At 62.6% G+C, this 18957-nt stretch carries 16 protein-coding genes; 7 read left to right on the top strand and 9 right to left on the bottom strand.

What is annotated here, in order from left to right:
* Positions 1-12 precede the first annotated feature (12 nt).
* Entirely contained in the window at positions 13-1458 is a 1446-nt protein-coding gene (locus LB541_RS16480) for an MFS transporter (protein WP_224618999.1), read from the bottom strand.
* A gap of 136 nt (positions 1459-1594) precedes the next feature.
* Between LB541_RS16480 and LB541_RS16475 the strand changes: the two genes are divergently transcribed.
* Complete coding sequence (locus LB541_RS16475; RefSeq protein ID WP_224618998.1) at positions 1595-2485, top strand: LysR family transcriptional regulator; 891 nt, start codon at positions 1595-1597, stop codon at positions 2483-2485.
* Between the two features lie 23 nt (positions 2486-2508).
* On the opposite strand, the gene LB541_RS16470 is transcribed toward LB541_RS16475, so the two are convergent.
* Positions 2509-3909, bottom strand: coding sequence for a PLP-dependent aminotransferase family protein (locus LB541_RS16470; protein WP_224618996.1), 1401 nt, complete (start codon positions 3907-3909; stop codon positions 2509-2511).
* A 108-nt stretch (positions 3910-4017) separates the two neighbouring features.
* On the opposite strand from LB541_RS16470, the gene LB541_RS16465 reads away from it, so the two are divergent.
* Positions 4018-4917, top strand: a complete 900-nt coding sequence (locus LB541_RS16465; protein ID WP_140521057.1) for a DMT family transporter — start codon at positions 4018-4020, stop codon at positions 4915-4917.
* On the opposite strand, the gene LB541_RS16460 is transcribed toward LB541_RS16465, so the two are convergent.
* The 3 genes from LB541_RS16460 to LB541_RS16450 all read right to left on the bottom strand — a co-directional run bounded on the left by LB541_RS16460 (position 4914) and on the right by LB541_RS16450 (position 7441).
* Positions 4914-5954, bottom strand: a complete 1041-nt coding sequence (locus LB541_RS16460) for a zinc-dependent alcohol dehydrogenase family protein (protein WP_224618994.1) — start codon at positions 5952-5954, stop codon at positions 4914-4916. The genes LB541_RS16465 and LB541_RS16460 overlap by 4 nt on opposite strands.
* Before the next feature lie 133 nt (positions 5955-6087).
* On the bottom strand, positions 6088-6738 hold the full coding sequence (maiA, locus tag LB541_RS16455) for a maleylacetoacetate isomerase (RefSeq protein ID WP_140517184.1): 651 nt from the start codon (positions 6736-6738) through the stop codon (positions 6088-6090).
* Between the two features lie 4 nt (positions 6739-6742).
* On the bottom strand, positions 6743-7441 hold the full coding sequence (locus tag LB541_RS16450; protein ID WP_224618992.1) for a fumarylacetoacetate hydrolase family protein: 699 nt from the start codon (positions 7439-7441) through the stop codon (positions 6743-6745).
* Between the two features lie 222 nt (positions 7442-7663).
* On the opposite strand from LB541_RS16450, the gene LB541_RS16445 reads away from it, so the two are divergent.
* The gene (locus LB541_RS16445) at positions 7664-8347 is read left to right on the top strand and encodes a response regulator (protein ID WP_140495724.1); all 684 of its coding nucleotides are present in this window, start codon (positions 7664-7666) and stop codon (positions 8345-8347) included.
* 76 nt (positions 8348-8423) lie between these two features.
* Here LB541_RS16445 and LB541_RS16440 read toward each other — a convergent pair whose 3' ends face one another.
* The 4 genes from LB541_RS16440 to LB541_RS16425 form a co-directional block, all read right to left on the bottom strand.
* Entirely contained in the window at positions 8424-10076 is a 1653-nt protein-coding gene (locus tag LB541_RS16440) for a hypothetical protein (protein ID WP_140670338.1), read from the bottom strand.
* Positions 10077-10112: 36 nt separating this feature from the next.
* On the bottom strand, positions 10113-10718 hold the full coding sequence (locus LB541_RS16435; RefSeq protein ID WP_140521055.1) for a hypothetical protein: 606 nt from the start codon (positions 10716-10718) through the stop codon (positions 10113-10115).
* Between the two features lie 126 nt (positions 10719-10844).
* Complete coding sequence (locus LB541_RS16430) at positions 10845-12185, bottom strand: hybrid sensor histidine kinase/response regulator (RefSeq protein ID WP_140495725.1); 1341 nt, start codon at positions 12183-12185, stop codon at positions 10845-10847.
* An 8-nt stretch (positions 12186-12193) separates the two neighbouring features.
* Positions 12194-13330: an FIST signal transduction protein gene (locus LB541_RS16425; protein WP_140656516.1), complete on the bottom strand. Its 1137-nt coding sequence runs from the start codon at positions 13328-13330 to the stop codon at positions 12194-12196.
* Positions 13331-13635: 305 nt separating this feature from the next.
* On the opposite strand from LB541_RS16425, the gene LB541_RS16420 reads away from it, so the two are divergent.
* From LB541_RS16420 to LB541_RS16405, 4 genes are all read left to right on the top strand, one after another.
* Positions 13636-14124 (top strand): (2Fe-2S)-binding protein, encoded by a 489-nt coding sequence (locus LB541_RS16420; protein WP_140495727.1) that lies wholly within the window; start codon positions 13636-13638, stop codon positions 14122-14124.
* 89 nt (positions 14125-14213) lie between these two features.
* On the top strand, positions 14214-16565 hold the full coding sequence (locus LB541_RS16415; protein ID WP_224618990.1) for a xanthine dehydrogenase family protein molybdopterin-binding subunit: 2352 nt from the start codon (positions 14214-14216) through the stop codon (positions 16563-16565).
* Positions 16566-16724: 159 nt separating this feature from the next.
* A complete protein-coding gene (locus tag LB541_RS16410; protein ID WP_140517171.1) occupies positions 16725-17522 on the top strand; it encodes an FAD binding domain-containing protein in 798 nt (265 codons plus the stop codon).
* 192 nt (positions 17523-17714) lie between these two features.
* Positions 17715-18737, top strand: a complete 1023-nt coding sequence (locus tag LB541_RS16405; RefSeq protein WP_140665234.1) for an acyltransferase family protein — start codon at positions 17715-17717, stop codon at positions 18735-18737.
* Positions 18738-18957: the final 220 nt, after the last annotated feature.

The following is an 18957-nucleotide window of genomic DNA, read 5'->3' as shown; positions in this document are numbered from 1 at the left end:
AATTGATCTTCGTCAGGCATTCTCCGCCCGCCGGCTCGGCAAAAGGCTGAGCGCCAGCGCCGCCACCGCCAGTGCCGTTGCCGTCTGGAAGGTCACCTGCATTCCGCTGGCCGCCGCCGCTGACGTCAGCATGCCTTGGCCGCCGGCTTCACGTCCTCCGGCCGATGCGGCGGCGAATATGGCGCCCATGACGGAGGCGCCCGTAATGAGGCCAAGGTTGCGCGACAGATTGAGCAGGCCGGAGATGACGCCGCGTTGACCGGCGCCGACGCTGCGCATGACGGCGGCGTTGTTCGCTGTCTGGAACAGGGCATAACCGAAGCAGGTCACGGTGATGGGGACGACATAGCTGGCGATGCCGAGTGTCGTTATCGCCAGGGACAGGAGGAACGTGCCCGTGGCAAGGCCGAGCAGGCCCGCGACCATCATCCTTTTGGCTCCGAAGCGATCGGCAAGGCGTCCAGCGAGCAACGCCGACAGCGCCGAAACCAGCGGGCCTGTCGAGAGCACCAGTCCGACGTTTGCCGCGTCCAGTCCGAGCCCGCGCGAGAGATAGAACGGCGCAACCACCAAGGTAGCCATCATCACGGTGGCGACGATCAGATTCATGGCCAGGCTGGCGCTCAGCGAGAGATCACGGAAGGCGGAAAGCTCGACCAATGGGTTTTTCGCCATCCTTTGCGCCGTGGCGAACAGGAAGATGCCGATGCCAGCCGCGACCAGCAGGCCGATGTTGATGAGCCCGAAACTGCCTCTACCCAGCGTCATCGCCAGCGCGTAGGCCGCCAATGTCAGGGCCAGCAGGCCCGTGCCCAAACCATCGAAGCCGGCTTGACCGGTCCACGCCGTCCGGTTGCCGGCAGGCAAAGCACGCCAGGCCATTGCAAAGGTCAGGATGCCGAGCGGCACGTTGACCAGGAAGATCGAACGCCAGCCGAGAGCGGCGATCAGCAGGCCGCCTATGGAAGGGCCGAGCGTGGTGCCGATGGCCGACATGGCGCCGAGCAGGCCCATGGCGCTGCCGGTCCTGGCCTTGCTCACCGTCTCGGCGACAACGGCCAATGTCAGCGCCATCATCAGCGCCGCGCCAAGCCCTTGCACCGCCCGCGCCGCGATCAGCAGCCACAAAGCCGGCGAGAGGCCGCAGAGCACCGACGCCGATGTGAACAGCGCGATGCCGAAAAGCAGCAGCGGCCGCCGCCCGAGCATGTCGGCGAGGCGCCCGGCACTGACGATCAGGATGGTGATGGCGAGCAGATAGGCAATCACGACCCATTGCACCTGTTGGAACGAGGCATCGAATGCCTGCATCAGCGCGGGAAGGCCGACGCTGGCGATGCTGGTGCCGAGCGACGACAGCAGCGTGGCCAGCGACAGGCTCGCCAGCGCCCATCCAGCCGATGGGATTTTCTGTGCGACCGATGCGTGCTCGTTGCGATGTTGCTCAGTGACTGCCACGGCGATCTCCCTTTGTCGGCTTCAGGTAGAAGCTTCGAAGATCTAATCGTTTGCATGATGTGGCGGAACGCGCAGCATTTGCATTCTATTCATGCGTTGCACGCTACATCAGCGGATTTCGTGCTAGGATCGAACCATGTCGCCGCCCGATCTCAACCTGCTCGTCGCCCTCGATGTCCTGCTGGACGAAGGCAGCGTGGCGCGTGCGGCGACGCGATTACGGCTCAGCCCCTCGGCGATGAGCCGCACGCTGGCGCGGTTGCGCGCGGCGACGGGAGATCCGCTGCTGGTGCGGGCCGGTCGCGGCCTTGTTCCAACGCCACGCGCGCAGGAACTGCGCCAGCAGGTCGGCCGTGTGGTTCAGGATGCTGAAACGCTGCTGCGCCCGGCGAGGCTGCTTGATCTGCCGGGCCTGGAGAGGACCTTCACGCTGCGCACCAATGAAAGCTTCGTCGAGGAGTTCGGGCCGCGCCTGATCGCCCGGATCCAGGCCGATGCGCCGGGCGTGCGGCTGCGTTTCGCGCCGAAGTCGGACAAGGACATGGCGTCACTGCGCGAAGCGGCGATCGACCTGGAAGTAGGCGTGGCCGGCGAGACCGGGCCGGAGGTGCGCATCCAGGCGCTTTTTCGCGACCGTTTCGTCTGCGCGGTGCGCAGTGGCCATCCACTCGGCCAGGGCGCGATGACGCCGGAACGCTATGCGGCCGGCCGCCACATCAATGTTTCGCGGCGGGGGCGCGAAAGGGGACCGATCGACGAGGCCTTGAGCCGGCTCGGATTACAGCGGACGGTCGTGTGCATGGCTTCCGGTTTTTCGGCCGCGCTCGCCATGGCGCGCGCCTCGGAGCTGATCGCCAGCGTGCCCGAGCGGCATACGCAAGGTGCGCGCGCCGGCATGCAGACTTTTTCCCTGCCGGTCGACATTCCGGCGGTCACTATTTCCATGCTCTGGCATCCGCGGCTCGATGCCGATCCGGCGCAGCGCTGGCTGCGGAGTTGCGTGCGCGAGATTTGCATGAAGTCCTGATCGCGCAAGCCGCGCCCCGGCCGTCAACGCGGCATGGCTGCCTCTAGCACCTTGAAAATCCGCTCGTCTTCGCATTGCGCAACGTTGAAGCGCAGGAATCGGCTGGCTGATTGCGACAGGCTGAACGCGTTCCCGGGCGCCAGCACGACATTGGCCGCAAGCGCGCGGCGGGCAACCTCGGCTGCGTCCACTGCATCCGGTAGGCTGCACCAGAGGAACAGACCGGCGGGCTGCTCGATCCAGGGCGTGATCCCGATCGCCTTCAGCCGAGCGCTTGTCTCGATCATGGCGCGTGAGAGCCGGGCGCGCAGCAGGTCCATGTGCTTGCGATAGCTGCCATCCCTGAGCAGGGTCAGCACCAATTCGGCCGCGAGCCGCCCGCCGCCGAAAGTGGTGGCGATCTTGAGGTCGGCCAGCCCTTCCATCCAGTCACGGGGCGCGGCGATGAACCCGCAGCGTATCGAGGCCGAAAGCGTCTTGGAGAAACTGCCGATATGGACGACACGTTCGAGACCGTCGAAAGCCGCAAGCCTCGGGGCAGGAGTGTGTTCGAAATCGGCGAAGATGTCGTCCTCGACGATGGTCAGGTCCGATTGATCGGCGAGCTTGAGCAGCCGGTGCGCGGTGACCGGCGACAGGATCGCGCCGGTCGGGTTGTGGATGGCGGAGTTGGTGATGTAGAGGCGCGGCCGATGCTCGGCCAGCGCCTGCGCGAACAACTCGATATCCGGTCCCGATGGCGTATAGGGGACGCTGACGACCTTGGCCTGATGGGCACGCAACAGTGCGTGGAAATTGAAATAGCAGGGATCGTCCACCAGCACTGTATCGCCGGGTTCGAGCAGGAACCGGCACAGGAGGTCGATGGCCTGCGTGCCCGATTCCGTCAGCATGATCTGTTCGGGGGAAGCCTCGATGCCATGCGTGGCCATGCGCCGCGCCAGCAATTGGCGCAGCGGCGGCAGCCCGAGCGGCGTGCCGTAGTCGGCAAGGGCCACATCATCGGCGCGCGCCACGGTGCGCAGCGCGCGACGTAGCGCTGCCTGCGGCATCCACGAGGCGGGCAGCCAGCCGCAGCCGGGCTTCAGCATCTCATCGCCCGCTTCCAGCGACTGCCGCGAAACCCAGAGCGGATCGACGGCGCGATCGAGTCGGGGGCCGATCTCGGCCAGCGACAGCGGCGCCAGCGATCCGGCGGCATAGAAGCCGGAGCCTGGCCGGGAACGGATCGCGCCTTCCGCCGCCAGTCGCTCATAGGCCTCGACCACTGTCGATTTGGAAACCTGCATGGATTTCGCGAAGGCGCGGATCGAGGGCAATCGGGCGCCGGGCGTGAGGCTGCGCGCGGCAATTCGCTGGCGGATGGTGGACATGACGCCTTCGACAAGGGTTCCGCTGTTGTCGAATCTCGCTGATACGTTCATCTGTACCTTCCGGCAAACCATTACAGTTTTGTTGAATTGTACTGCATTGTCTCTGGTGACGCCATGGGTATGGGCCCGATAGAGGGCGCAACGGATGGAGTGCCTGCAATGGACAAGACGACGAGCGGCTGGGTGAGCGGATTCATCGGCGTGTTGATTTTCAGCGGCTCCTTGCCGGCAACGCGCGTGGCGGTGATGGATCTCGATCCGACATTCCTGACGTCGGCGCGCGCGGTGATAGCAGCTTTGCTTGGCCTCGCGCTGCTGCTCGTCTTCCGCGAGAAGCGCCCGGAACGTCATGACCTGATGTCGCTTGTCATCGTCGCGTTGGGTGTGGTGGTCGGCTTTCCCTTGCTGACAGCCTTGGCGCTGAAGCATGTCACCTCTGCTCATTCCATCATCTTCGTCGGCTTGCTGCCGCTGGCGACCGCGATCTTCGGCGTGCTGCGCGGGGGCGAGAGGCCGAGACCGGCCTTCTGGCTGTTCTCATGCCTCGGCAGCGCGTTGGTGGGTGGGTTTGCCCTTGCGCAAGGCATGACGGCCTCACCCGTTGGCGACGCACTGATGCTTGCCGCCATCATCGTGTGCGGCCTGGGCTACGCAGAAGGCGCCGCGCTGTCGCGCAGGCTGGGCGGCTGGCAAGTGATCTGCTGGGCGCTGGTGCTGTCACTGCCGGTCATGCTGGTGCTGACCGTGGTCACCCTGCCACCGTCCTTCGCCACGGTCGGGACCAATGCATGGATCGGGCTTGCCTATGTCTCGCTGTTCAGCATGCTGATCGGCTTCGTGTTCTGGTATCGCGGCCTCGCGCAAGGCGGCATCGCCGCCGTGGGGCAGTTGCAACTGCTGCAGCCCTTTTTTGGCCTCGCCCTGGCGGCGTCCCTGCTGCATGAGCAGGTCAGTCCCCTGATGGTCGTCATCACGCTCGGCGTGGTGCTGTGCGTATTCGGCGCCAAAAAGTTTGCCAGGCGGGATTTGCCACGGCCCGCAACCGGCGCCGCTGGCTAAAACTTCGTCACCACACCGATGCCGATGCCTTCGAAGCCGCCCATCGCCATCAGTGCAGCCGGCGCTTCCTCAAGGCTGATCTTCTTGCCGACCAGAAGCTCGGGTTTCAGCTTGCCGGTGCGGATCATCTCCATCATCGCGGGGTAGCGGTAGGCCTGCATGCCGTGGCTGCCGAGGATTTCGAGCTCGAACGCGATCACCTTGTCCATCGGCACCTGCGGGCGGGCGTGATCGCCCAGCATCAGGCCGACCTGCACATGGCGCCCGCGCCGGCGTAGATTGGCGATCGAATTGAACGAGGTCGTGGGATGACCGAGTGCATCTATGGACATATGCACGCCGCCATTGGTGATCTGCTTGACCGCCTTGACGACGTTCGGGGTCGTCGCCGCGTTGATGGTCGCCACCGCGCCGATCTTCCTGGCGAAGTCCAGCTTCTCTTCGGTGAGGTCGATGGCGATGACATTGGCACCCATGGCGCTGGCGATCATGATCGCCGACAGGCCGACACCGCCGCAGCCATGCACCGCCACCCACTCGCCCGGCGTCACCCGGCCCTGATCGACGATGGCGCGGAACGAGGTGACGAAGCGGCAGCCGAGGCTGGCGGCAGTGGCGAATTCCATCTCGTCGGGCAGGCGCACGAGGTTGGTGTCGGCGTGCTCGATGGCGACATATTCGGCGAACGAGCCCCAGGCGTTGAAGCCCGGCTGGGACTGGTGCTCGCAGACCTGGTGATTGCCGGACGTGCATTCGAAACAATGGCCGCAGCCGACGGCGAACGGGACGGTGACGCGCTCGCCAGCCTTCCAGCGGGTCACCTGCTTGCCGGCGGCTACCACGACGCCGGCCAGCTCGTGACCGGGGACATGCGGCAAGCGGATATCGGCGTCATGGCCCATCCAGCCGTGCCAATCGCTGCGGCACAGGCCTGTCGCCTCGACCTTGATGACGACGCCGTCCGGCGCCGGCTTCGGATCGGGAACGGTCTGGATCGTCGGCGCCTCGCCGAATTTTTCGAAGACGACGGCTTTCATCGGCAACTCCACCTTGCGCGCACTTCGGGAAACGATAGCCGATTCCCTGGCCGGTCAAGCGGAAATCGATTCCGCCAGACAAGCCGGCCGTTTGGGCATACGCCGATGGCGACGCTGCGCGTCGCCGAAAAGGTTACTCGGCATCGATCTGGTTTTGCGGCGCGGCGTTCTGAAAGGCCGGCAGGGCCATGCAAGCGGCGTTGATGCGCGAGATCGTCGGGTAGGGCGCCATATCGACGCCGAAACGGGCATTGCTGGTGACTTGTGCCGCCAGGCAGATATCGGCCAGCCCCGGCGTGTCGCCGTGGCAGAAGGTGCCGGTCTCGGGCGAAGCCATCAACAGGTCTTCGAGTGGCTTGAAACCCTCTTTGACCCAGTGCCGGAACCACTTGGCGACATCCTCGTCGCCGGCGCCGAACAGGGTTCGCAGCGCGGTCAGGATACGCAGATTGTTCACCGGATGGATATCGCAGGCAATCATCTGCGCCAGCATCCTGACACGGGCGCGCCCAACTGCGTCCTTCGGCAGCAGAGGCGGTTCGGGCGTCGTCTCGTCGAGAAATTCGATGATCGCCAGCGATTGCGTCAGCAGGGTGCCGTCGCCCAGGATCAGCGCCGGCACTAGGCCCTGCGGGTTGACCGCGAGATAGGCCGGTTCGAGATGCTCGCCATGGCGCAGGTGATGCGGCACGTAGTCATAGGTCAGCCCCTTCATCTCCAGCGCAATCCGCACCCTGTAGGAGGTGGAGGAGCGGTAGTAGTTGTGAAGGACGATGTCGCTCATGCACTCACCGATTTGGCTGGCCGATGGTCACTTCGATCGTGCCGATGCCGTCGACGCCGCCGGTCATCGTCTCCCCAGGGTTGACCGCGCCGACGCCGGCCGGCGTGCCGGTGAAGATGAGGTCGCCTGGCTGCAATTCCATGCCTTCGCTGCAGATCGAGACGATGTCGGAGATCGGCCAGATCAACTCGGCGAGATCGGCGTCCTGCCGGATCTTGCCGTCGACAGCCAGCCAGATACGGCCCTGGCTCGGATGGCCGGATTTTTGCGCGGGAACCAGAGGACCGCACGGCGCGGAGAGGTCGAAAGCCTTCGACCAGTCCCAGGGCCGCGCTGCTTTCTTGGCTTCGTCCTGGAGATCGCGGCGGGTGAGGTCGATGCCGACGGCATAGCCCCAGACATAATCCAGCGCCTGGGCGCGCGGGATGCGGAAGCCCGGCTTGCCGATCGCGACCACCAGTTCGATCTCATGGTGCAGGTTGGTCGTCAGCGGCGGGTAGGGGATCGTGGCGCCGGAGTCTGCCAACGCATCGGCGGGCTTGGTGAAGAAGAAGGGTGGATCGCGCTCGTCATTGCCGAACTCCCTGATATGCGCGGCGTAGTTGCGCCCGACGCAGAAGATGCGGCGCACCGCAAATCGCTCGTTCGAGCCGTCCACTGCGACCGAGGGCGTTGGCGGAGCGGGGAGGACAAAGGCGGTCATGGTCTGTCTCTGCAGTTGGATGTCGGGCCGCGGGCACCTTCGGCCGAATTGAGAGGCCGGGCAAGGCGTCGCTTTTCATAGCATTGGCCGGCCGGCCGTATAAGGAATCCGGAGTTTCCATCACTTTCGCGGCGATGCATCGTCCGCTGGGATAGACTATTTGCCAATAAGTCAGCCATGGTCGCGGGATTATGCTGCGGCCGGCAAACCGAAACGAGCCACATGACAGCAGCCACTGACAGCGCCCGGTTCCTGATCATCGACGATCATCCGCTGTTTCGCGAGGCGCTGCACAGCGCCGTGCAGATGGCCTATCCGGAGGTCGACACGGTGGAGGCGCGGTCGATCGCCGAAGCACTCGACCTGCTGGCCGGGACAAAGCCGTTCGACCTTGCCCTGCTCGATCTCAGCATGCCCGGGGTGCACGGCTTCGAGGGGTTGCTGCAGCTTCGGACCCGCTATCCGCGCCTGCCCGTGGTCATCGTGTCCGGTTACGAGGAGCCCAAGATCATCTCCGAGGCGCTGTCCTACGGTGCTGCCGGCTTCATCCCGAAATCGGCGCGCAAGAGCGATCTGGCCAACGCTATACGCTCGGTTATGGAAGGCGCCATCTATGTTCCGGAAACTTATGAGGGCCGCCCCCCCGACGCCGACAGCACCGACCGCGCCGACATGGTGCAGCGCCTTTCGACATTGACGCCGCAGCAGTTGCGCGTGCTGCAGATGCTGCGCCAGGGCCTGCTCAACAAGCAGATCGCCTATGAGCTGCAAGTGGGCGAGACCACGGTCAAGGCGCACGTCTCGGAGATCCTGCGCAAGCTCAACGTCTACAGCCGCACGCAAGCGGTGATCGAGGTTTCGAAGCTTGATAATGCGGAGCTTTTCAGGGATCAGGCGGGGTTTTGAGTCGGCGATCAGGGCAATGGGTGCACTAGCGCAGTATTTTCCCAGTCCGCGCGACGATCAAACCCTTCATTTCAATTCACGCCTCATAGGTGACGGCTACCTGGTCTTCCCCGCGCTTCGTTCGTACAACTGTGGACTGCCCTTCCCAGTGGCCATCGTGGCGTATCCATCTTCGCGCGACATCTACGGGAGAGATCACAGCCCAATCGTCCCATCTGATCGACAGTTGCCATCGACCAGGAACAATCGGCGAAATGAAATAACGGAAGTCGGTAGTCCCATTATTTGTTTGAGCAAACGCACGGCCAGCGGTTTCCTTGAGCGGACTGACCTGAACATCAAAGCGAACGACATTGTCAGTTAGCACCGCTTCGACTTGGGGCATGCCTTCCGATTGCTGGAAGGGGCCGGACACATGTATTACCACCTGACCAAACACTGTGATGTTGAACTGTGGTTGGCATGTCTTGCATCCATCGTAACCGACCTGCACAGCCTCCTGCCATGAAACAAAACGGCGGATATTTGTGGCGTTTATTAAGTCACCGAACTGACAGCCAGACGGAACGTGAAACTCGCGGCTCAGCTTGTGCGCTCTCATATAGGTGGGCTTTTCGGTGGCCGGAGACACCCTGTTCGTAAGTGCAACGGGGATTCCCAATCCATCCGGACGGATCAGAATCGATCCAGATGCCTGGGCCGCCGCAAAGCTCTGCTCGAAGGGAACCTCATCCGCAAAAAGGCCCAAGGTTCCGAAAGCACCACCGCCGATGGACTTCACCGCCGCAGGAATTGCCTCTTCAAGAGCCCGGGTGACCGCGCCTGCCGAAAAGAAGTCCAGCAAATCTCCAAGAATATCTGTGTCCTGTTGCGTACGTGCGACGGATACCTGAACGTTCCCTCCTTGTACGAAAAGTGTCAGCCAGGCCTTGAAATGAACGGTCGACGTAAACGGACCTACGTCGGCGTCCATGGTGCCCTTCACGAACACGTGCCCGGCCTTCAATTCGATCGAAAGGGAGGTCAGTGTCCCTCCTTCAAGTCCGGCAGGCAGTTGTCCCAGACCATGGGCGGCAAGTTGATCGTGAATGTTCGCGTTGATGGTTTCAACCGGAACAAGAACCATAATGCTGTTGGTAAGGGTGTTTGCTGAGTCTGGTAGATCTGGCACATTCCCCACGTCGGCGATGAAAACGGCGAGGATATTAGCCCGCGGCGGGGCCGAAAGAAAAGTTTTGAAGAAAAACGGCCGGCCGCTCGTCGGGAAAAGCGGTCCAGCAGTTATCGTTCCCTGCCCCTTGAGCGAGTCAAACAAGGCCTGATGCATAACTGCCTTGAATTTGTCCTTGTTGACGCTGACTTCGAACGCCGCAACCGACAGCCCCCGAAAATCGACCATGGGCGCGATCAGGGTCTGGCCGTTCTGTTGGACCTCGGTTTGGATCAATGACGGCCTGACCACCAAAGTACCTACGCATTCATCGAATTGGTCGCTCGCCCGGCCGATAAAAGGCAGGCTTATTTCCACCAGGTTTTCGAACGGATTATTGCTCGCAATCAGTCGGACGCTCGGGCTTAAATTGCCGAACCAGATGTTAACCGTGACACCTTCCACCGAACGCTGAATTTTTGGCATCAATCCGAGGAATGTCTTCACAAAAATCGACGAGATTTCCTTTTCAGCAACTTGTGCGACCAAGGCGAAGCCTGATGTCAGTTCGCGCGACATGATGGTCTCCAGCGAAGACGAAGTGGATCAGTGCGACTACGTTGCCGAGTTGAGGCGACCTTTCTTCAGGTCCGCCGCGACGTCTCCAAAAGTTCGCCCGACATACGTGTCGAGGATTCCAATCGCTTGTTCCATGGCTTCGTGCAGATCCTTGCTCGACAGGCGCTTCTGGACGTCCTTCGCGAGCGCAACGACCCATTCATGAAGGTCAGGCTGGTATTGCAATCGAAGCATCGGATCCTTGTCGTTCTCTGCTAGAACCGCGGTAGAAACACTGCTCAAGAACCCCACACCTTCTGCGATGCGGCCGGCAATCGACCTGTCGCTCATTGCGATCTTGATGAGTTCGTCAGAGTCGTTGATCAAGGCGAGAGAGCGAACCAGATGCGTGTCGAAAAAGGCATCCCGGACGCGTCGCACAGGATCCAACACCGCTGTCGTCAGCGACATTGCAGAAGATGTCGAGCCAGTCATCTGACCAACAGAAGACGTGCTTGCTCCGCAGGATGTGGTTTCATCTGGGACGATGTTTCCCCCGCTTTCGGTGCATTGCCGTCCGCCTTCATCATTTGGCAAAGCTGGAATGTTCCAACTGGTTTGCCCTGGCGGAACAAGGCTACCGCCTACGCATTTCCTGGCCATTCAACCCTCCGAGCAGTAAAATTGCGTGCCGAAACTTAGTATTATTTCATCAGTAAGTAAATTAGTATTCACGCTTCTTCACGTTTAGAGCGGAATGAATTTAGGCTGGATTGGCCGGGGCCTCCCTTAAGCCAGCAGATGTGCCAGAAGCGCCCTTAGTTGCGCGGGCTTCAGCGGTTTGCGCATCAGCTCGATGCCGCCGGCACGCGCCGCCTTGGCGACGGCTTCGGAACTGTCGGCGGTGACGATCAGCGCCGGCACCGCGCGGCCGAGATAGCGGCGGACCTTCGATATGGTGGCGGTGCCGAGATCGCCGCCGTCGAGGTGCTGGTCGGCTATGACGATGTCGGGCACCCAGTCCGTGTCGCCGAGCATGTCGAGCGCGTCGTCGGTCGAGGTCGCGGCGCGCACCAGGCATTGCCAGCGTTCGAGCAACGAGGTCATCGCCTGCAGCACCTCGACATCGTTCTCGACCAGCAGAACCTTGGTGCCGAACAAGCCGTAGCCGCGCGGCCGCTCCAGGCTTGCAGCGCTGGCGACGGCGTCCGCCGTGGCACCGATGCCGACGGGGACATCGATGTGAAAAATCGTGCCGCGACCGACCTTCGAGGAAAACGTCACGGGATGGCCGAGCGCGCCGGCGATGCGCCGCACGATGGCCAGCCCAAGGCCGAGGCCGCCGCCGGCGAGTTCGGCATTGGCAGGCATGATGCCGCGATGAAATTCCTCGAACACCGCCTCGCGCTGGTCGTCGGGAATGCCGCAGCCGGTATCGGCGACATCGATGCGGATGGCATCGCCGCGGTGCCTGGTGCCGACAAGGACACCGCCCGAGCGGGTGTAGCCCAGCGCATTGGAGAGGATGTTCTGCAGGATGCGGCGCAGCAGCGTGCGATCGGAGCGAACCACGGCGTTGACGGCGCGGAATTTCAGCGACAGGCCCTTCAGTTCGGCCACAGGCTGGAAATCCGACCGCAGCGACGAGAACAGCGCCTCCAGGCTGACGTCGCCAATGTCGGGCTGGACCACACCCGCATCGAGCTTGGAGATGTCGAGCAGCGTGCGCAGCAGGTCCTCCATCGTCTCCAGCGAGCGCTCGACCTGCCGTACCAGTTTCCGGCCCTCGTCGCTGGTCTGCACTTCGGCAAGGGCGGAGACGGACAGATGCGCCGCATTCAACGGCTGCAGCACGTCGTGGCTGGCCGCCGCGAGAAAGCGGGTCTTGGACAGGTTCGCCTGCTCGGCATTTTCCTTGGCGGCGCTGAGGTCGATGTTCGATTGTTCCAGCCGCCGCAAGGTCGAGTGCAGTTCCTCGGTGCGGGCGCGTACCCTGCTTTCCAGTGAGATCGCGGTCTGGAACAGCGAGAAGGCGTTGCCTTGCTGGTCCATCGAGCGCTCGACGCGGCTGACCAGCGCAGCGTTGATCTTCTTCAGCCTGTCGGGATCGTCTATGTCCTTGAGGGGCACGGCAGCGCTCACTCGGCGGCCGGGCGCTCGCCGAAGGCGATGCCGGTGAAGGTCTGGTTGAGATGCATCGACCGGTATTGTTCGCCATAGGTGCCGAAGCCGATGACGTTGTTGACCCGGTAGAGTTCGGAAATCTCGCGAAAGACCTGGCGGTTGCGCGCATCCAGCCGGCGCAGGACACAGTCGAAGCCGATGATCATGTCGATGCCGCCAAGCCTCGCCTCGACGTCGAGCAGAGCCGCGCGGGTCGATTCCACCATGTCCTTGGGTTGGGCGATCGACAGCACGACACCATCGTCGATGGCGCAGAAGAACGACAGCGAGCCGTCCGCATGCATCTTCTGGATGGAGCGGCAGTAATATTCACCGCCTACCTTCACCACCACCGGATGCGAGGCGAAGCTCAGCGGTGTCAGCGTCTGCGCGACGATGCCGACCGAAGCGGCATATTCCTCGGCCGCATTGGTGGCATTGAACTCGCGCACGATGCGGTGATCGGGATCGGACGCGGTGACCACCAGCTTTTCGTCGGTGGGAACGAAATTGTCGGTCTTGAAGACATGGAAAGGGATTTCCGTGGCGACCAGCACGATGATGGCGCTGTCGGAGGTGACCTTGCCGTTGGAGATCAGGCTCGTCGTCTCGAATTTCAGGTCGTCACCGGCGGAACCGCCGAGCAGTGGTATGTCATCGAGGCCCCAATGGATGGCCGAACTCACCGCTTCCTCGGCATAGGACAGTCCGTCGATGAAACAGAGCGCGAAGGTGTTCCCAGCCCGCTCGCCGCCGATGCGCCCATGCAGCGTGCGTCGCAGATCCTCGACATCACCAGTGACCCTGTCCAAGCCCGATGACGACAGGTTGTCGACCGTGGTGCTGACCGCGGTAAACGACGCCGAAGGGAGCAGCATGGCGAGGATATGGCCCTCCTCGAGGCCCTGCGGCGTGATTTCGCCGGCGGTCGAGCAGCCGGCGTAGTGGAGCGCCGGCGCATGAGCCGCGATTGCGCGCGAAAGGGCGCCGGCCTCGACAAGACGCTGGGAAAAGAACAACAGGGCGAAGCCGGCCTCGATGGCGGCCGCCTCCGCCGCCACCGCGCGTGCGAAGACGTCCGGGTCGGGCTCGTCCGTGGTCAGCGCCGACAAACCGCATGCGTAGCGCGTCCGTGAAACGGTCAGCGACGTTCTCCCGCATTTCCTCCGACGCTGCCTGTGCGCGGCTGTTTATGTGCTTCTTGCGCGCCAACGTCGAAAGCCATTGTTGCCGCCAATCGGCATTTTGGCAATGGGGCGAGGGCAATGCGTGTTTCGCCCTGCCATGGCCGAAAGTACAATGATCCGGCTTTGCGCTGCGCTGTTTTTTACGGCTTGTGCGGTGTACGAATAACGCATGGCCGAAGCCAACACCGCGTCGGCAGCGTGATGACCAAGGTGATACCCAGGGAGGATTCATGTCGGACGTTTCGTTGATGGTGAACGGAAAACAGGTCCGCGGTGCGGCCGAGGACCGGACGCTGCTGGTTCACTTCTTGCGGGAGAATCTCGGTCTCACCGGTACCCATGTCGGTTGCGACACCTCGCAATGCGGCGCCTGCGTCGTCCATGTCGACGGCAAGGCGGTGAAATCCTGCACGATGCTCGCGGTGCAGGCGTCCGGATCGAGCGTGGTGACGATCGAGGGGCTTGCCAATGGTGCCGACCTGCATCCCGTGCAGACGGCGTTCAAGGAGCATCACGGACTGCAATGCGGCTTCTGCACGCCGGGCATGATCATGACGGCGACCGACATGATCAAGCGCCACCCCGAAGGCCTCGACGAAGCGACGGTGCGCGCAGAGCTCGAGGGCAACATCTGTCGCTGCACCGGCTACCACAACATCGTCAAGGCGATCCTCGCCGCATCGGAGGGGATGAGCGGCAAGGTCAGGCAAGCGGCGTGAGAAAAGTTGAGTAGTGAGTAGTCGGTACGAACCGGCGCCGATCTCCACCACTCACTACTTCCTACTCACTATTTCGGGAGGAATTTCTGATGGGCATTGAAGGTGTTGGCGCTAGCGTGGCGCGCAAAGAAGACAAGCGGTTCATCACCGGCGCCGGTCGCTATGTCGACGACATGGTGGTGCCCGGCATGAAGCATGCGGCCTTCGTGCGCAGCCCGCACGCGCATGCCCAGATCGTGAAGATCGACGTCGACAAGGCTCAAGCCATGCCGGGCGTCATCGGCGTGCTGACCGGCAAGGAGCTGAAGGCCGATGGTATCGGCAATCTCATCTGCGGCTGGATGATCCATTCCAAGGACGGCTCCCCGATGAAGATGGGAGCCTGGTCTCCGCTGGCGTTCGACAAGGTTCGCTATGTCGGCGATGCAGTCGTCGTCGTGGTCGCCGACACCAAGGGGCAGGCGCGCGACGCCGCCGAAGCGGTCGAGATCACCTACAATGAACTCGAGGCGGTGGTGGATGCGACGAAGGCGCTCGAAAAGGGCGCTCCGCAACTCCATCCGGAAGCCGAAAACAACCTGATCTTCGACTGGGAGATCGGCGACGCCAAGGCGACCGACGCGGCGATCACCGCGGCTTCCCACGTCACCCGCATGAAAATCGTCAACAACCGGCTGGTGCCCAACGCCATGGAGCCGCGGGCAGCGCTGGGCCACTATGACAGAGCGGAAGACCACTATACCTGCTGGACGACCTCGCAGAACCCGCATGTCGCGCGGCTGGTGATGAGCGCCTTCTATAACATCGCGCCGGAAAACAAATTGCGCGTCATCGCGCCCGATGTCGGCGGCGGCTTCGGCTCCAAGATCTATATCTATCCGGAAGAGATCGTCTGCCTGTGGGCGTCCAAGAAAACCGGCGTGCCGGTGAAGTGGGTGGCCGACCGCACCGAAAGCTTCCTCTCCGACGCACATGGCCGCGATCATGTCTCGACAGTGGAAATGGCCTTCGACAAGAACAACAGGATCACCGGTCTCAAGGTCGACACGTTGGCCAATCTCGGTGCCTACATGTCGTTGTTCTCGTCCTGCGTGCCGACCTATCTCTACGCGACGCTGCTGTCGGGTCAGTACAATATCCCGGCGATCCACGCCAATGTCCGAACGGTCTATACCAACACGGCACCCGTCGATGCCTATCGCGGGGCAGGGCGGCCGGAAGCCACCTATCTCATCGAGCGCACGATGGAGACCGCGGCGCGGGAACTCGGCGTGTCGCCGGCGGAGCTTCGGCGAACCAACTTCATCACCACGTTTCCGCACCAGACGCCGGTCATCATGAACTATGACGCCGGTGACTATGGCGCCTCGCTCGACGCGGCCATGGAGGCCGCCGACTATGCCGGCTTTGCCGGGCGCAAGGCGGAGGCCGCCAGGAACGGCAAGCTGCGCGGCATCGGCATGAGCTGCTACATCGAAGCATGCGGCCTGGCGCCGTCGGCCGCGGTGGGCTCGCTCGGCGCGGGCGTCGGCCTTTGGGAATCGGCCGAGGTGCGCGTCAATGCCGCCGGCACCATCGAGGTGCTGACCGGCTCGCACAGCCATGGCCAGGGCCATGAGACGACCTTCGCGCAACTGGTCAACGAACGGTTTGGGGTGCCGATCGACAGCGTCTCGATCGTCCATGGCGACACTGACAAGGTGCAGATGGGTATGGGTACCTACGGCTCGCGCTCGGGCGCGGTCGGAATGTCGGCGATTGCCAAGGCGCTGGACAAGGTCGAGGCCAAGGCCAAGAAGATCGCGGCGCACCTGCTCGAGGCCGACGAGGGCGACATCGTCATCGAGAACGGCGCGCTGAAGGTCGCCGGCACCGACAAAAACGTGCCGTGGTTCCAGATGGCGCTGGCGGCCTATACCGCTCATAATTTGCCCGGTGGCATGGAGCCGGGATTGAAGGAGACGGCGTTTTACGACCCGTCCAATTTCACCTTTCCGGCCGGCTGCTACATCTGCGAGGTCGAGATCGATCCGGAGACCGGAACGACCGAGATCATCCAGTTCGTCGCGGCCGACGATTTCGGCAACATCATCAACCCGATGATCGTCGAGGGCCAGGTGCATGGCGGCATCGCGCAGGGCATCGGCCAGGCACTGCTCGAAGGCGCCCACTATGATGCCGACGGCCAGCTTCTGACCGCGAGTTACATGGACTACACCATGCCGCGCGCGGATGACCTGCCTTCGTTCAAGGTCTCGACCTCGAACACGCCGTGTCCGGGCAATCCGCTCGGCATCAAGGGCTGCGGCGAGGCCGGCGCTATCGGCTCGCCGCCGGCGGTGATCAACGCCATCACCGACGCCATAGGAATCGCGGATATCGCCATGCCGGCTTCGCCGTCTACGGTGTGGGCCGCGATCCGTGCGACGGCGAAGCACTGAAAGGAGAGTGAGTAGTGAATAGTGAGTAGTGAGTAGTGAACAAAAACGCGGTTGCCGCGGCAGTTGATCACCCGCTATTCACCAAATTACCGACCAATGCCTACTCACTAATCACTACTGACTACTGACTATCCACTCTTCACCAGGGAGAGCCTCCAAATGTACGCAGTCAATTACCACCGCGCCGCCTCAGTCGCCGATGCCGCGAAGCTCGTCACGGGCGGCGACGCCAAGTTGCTGTCGGGCGGCATGACCCTGATCCCGGCCATGAAGACGCGGCTGGCGGCCCCCTCCGATGTCGTCGACCTGTCGCGGATCAAGGAATTGCAAGGCGTGACAGTGTCCGGCAGGGCAGTCACGATCGGCGCCGCCACCACGCATTTCGATGTTGCCAGCGACGACAAGTTGAAACAGGCCTGCCCGGCGCTCGCGCATCTGGCATCGCTGATCGGCGATCCGGCAGTGCGCTATAGGGGCACGATTGGCGGCTCGATCGCCAACAACGACCCTGCGGCCGATTATCCAGCGGCCATGCTGGCGCTAAATGCCACCATCATTACCAACACGCGCCAGATCGCGGCCGACAAGTTCTTCGTGGGCCTGTTCGAGACGGCGCTGGAGGACGGCGAAATCCTCACGGCCGTCACCTTCACCGCCCCGGCAAAGGCAGCCTATAAAAAATTCCGCAATCCGGCCTCCCGCTACGCCATTGTCGGCGTGTTCGTGGCCAAGGGTGAGGACGGCGTCAGGGTGGCCGTGACCGGGGCCGGCGACGATGGCGTCTTCCGCTCGAAGGAGATCGAGGCCGCGCTCGCGAAGGACTTCGTGGCTTCGGCGCTCGACGGCGTCAAGGTGCCGGCGACCAAGCTGATGAGCGATATCCACGCTTCCGCCGACTACCGTGCCAATCTGGTCGCGGTCATGGCCAAGCGCGCGGTGGCCGCCGCCAACGCCTGATTCCTTCCTGCTCCTGTCAGGCAGGAGAGGGACTTCTCGCCCCTTTTCCGCAGACGGGCGCATTGTGGCAATCTCGCACTTGCACAAAGCGATATTGCACTGCACTATGCCGTCGATCAAACGCGAGCCGGGTTCGGAGTGTTCATCACGACCTGCGACCCTATTCGCATGTTTCAATGCGAAGGGAGCGGCATGACCGACATCTCCGCGACGCATGTTGTGCCGCCAAGATCCGTCGCCGACAGATCCGCCAGGACAAGACTGGCCTATCTCGACGGCTGGCGCGGACTTTCGATCGCGCTGGTGCTTATTGGCCATTTCTTTCCCGTTGCAGGGATCAATCTCGGCGTACTGGGCGTCGAATTCTTCTTCGTGCTCAGCGGCCGGCTGATGGCCGAGATCCTGTTCGTCGAGCGCTACCCGCTGAAGAAATTCTTCAAGCGCCGCTTCTCCCGCATCTATCCCGCGCTGCTGGTGTTCGTGATCGTTTCGATGATTGCGCTGTCGGGCACGTTCGTCGCCTTCAAATGGAAGGCGGCGCTGACGGCGCTGACATTCACCTACAACTATGCCGGAATTCTCGTGAACCGCGCCGGCGCGCTCGACCACATCTGGTCGCTCTGTGTCGAAGAGCATGCCTACATCATCCTGGCAGCGATCAGCGCACTTGTCGCAAGCCGTAGCCGCGTCATCCCGCTGCTCCTGGTGCTGGCGGTGCTGGCCATGGCAAACGGTGCGGTTTCGTACTGGTTCCTGCACATGGACTACGAGACCACATACTGGCGCACCGACGTGCATATTGCGTCGATCCTGCTGTCGGCCGCCATCTGCCTGCTGAAGACCGACGGCAAGCTGCCGGCCCTGTTGAAGGGCCCTTATGTGGCGGTGGCGGCGGCCATCGCGGCGGTGCTTCTGTTCATGGACCCGGTACCAACCCCGATCCACTATCTGGTCGCCGTGCCGCTCCTGGCGCTTGCCGTCAACGCTCTCGATTTCAGCACGAGATTGTTTTCTGGACTGCTGTCGTCCTGGCCTATGGCGACGCTGGGTCTATGGTCCTATTCGCTCTATCTGTGGCAGCAGCCATTCTACAAATTCGTCTATGAGCGAGGCAGCGACCCATGGCTGATGCTGGCTGGGGTCTTTACCTGCGCGCTCTGCAGCTATTATGTCATCGAGCGGCCGTCGCGTGAGTGGCTGAACCGCAACTGGTGAGTGACGCCGCAGTGTCCCTCCCTTGCGTTGCCTAGCGGCCAAGGTCAGCCTCGCTCGATGCCGCCTGTCCGGCAGCTTGTTTGGTAAGTTCGTCCTAATATAGCCAGGGGTGACCTGGCGATCTGCTTGCCGGATAGCCCAATGTCCTTAGACATTGGTATTATGGCAGCTATTCCTTGTTGTCCCGCCCCGTGCTCCGCCTAGTTTATACGAATCGGAG

It is taken from the genome of Mesorhizobium sp. BR1-1-15 (assembly GCF_020165475.1).
Lineage (GTDB): Bacteria > Pseudomonadota > Alphaproteobacteria > Rhizobiales > Rhizobiaceae > Mesorhizobium.
This window is presented reverse-complemented; position numbering and strand designations above follow the sequence as displayed.

Bases quoted from the DNA above. Each gene is read 5' to 3' on its own strand.
- maiA (WP_140517184.1), bottom strand. From the start codon at position 6,738: ATGAGCGACATCGTCCTTCACAACTACTACCGCTCCTCCACCTCCTAC.
- LB541_RS16415 (WP_224618990.1), top strand. From the start codon at position 14,214: ATGGGCATTGAAGGTGTTGGCGCTAGCGTGGCGCGCAAAGAAGACAAG.
- LB541_RS16410 (WP_140517171.1), top strand. From the start codon at position 16,725: ATGTACGCAGTCAATTACCACCGCGCCGCCTCAGTCGCCGATGCCGCG.
- LB541_RS16440 (WP_140670338.1), bottom strand. From the start codon at position 10,076: ATGTCGCGCGAACTGACATCAGGCTTCGCCTTGGTCGCACAAGTTGCT.
- LB541_RS16470 (WP_224618996.1), bottom strand. From the start codon at position 3,909: ATGAACGTATCAGCGAGATTCGACAACAGCGGAACCCTTGTCGAAGGC.
- LB541_RS16475 (WP_224618998.1), top strand. From the start codon at position 1,595: ATGTCGCCGCCCGATCTCAACCTGCTCGTCGCCCTCGATGTCCTGCTG.
- LB541_RS16435 (WP_140521055.1), bottom strand. From the start codon at position 10,718: ATGGCCAGGAAATGCGTAGGCGGTAGCCTTGTTCCGCCAGGGCAAACC.
- LB541_RS16450 (WP_224618992.1), bottom strand. From the start codon at position 7,441: ATGACCGCCTTTGTCCTCCCCGCTCCGCCAACGCCCTCGGTCGCAGTG.
- LB541_RS16405 (WP_140665234.1), top strand. From the start codon at position 17,715: ATGACCGACATCTCCGCGACGCATGTTGTGCCGCCAAGATCCGTCGCC.
- LB541_RS16460 (WP_224618994.1), bottom strand. From the start codon at position 5,954: ATGAAAGCCGTCGTCTTCGAAAAATTCGGCGAGGCGCCGACGATCCAG.
- LB541_RS16445 (WP_140495724.1), top strand. From the start codon at position 7,664: ATGACAGCAGCCACTGACAGCGCCCGGTTCCTGATCATCGACGATCAT.
- LB541_RS16465 (WP_140521057.1), top strand. From the start codon at position 4,018: ATGGACAAGACGACGAGCGGCTGGGTGAGCGGATTCATCGGCGTGTTG.
- LB541_RS16420 (WP_140495727.1), top strand. From the start codon at position 13,636: ATGTCGGACGTTTCGTTGATGGTGAACGGAAAACAGGTCCGCGGTGCG.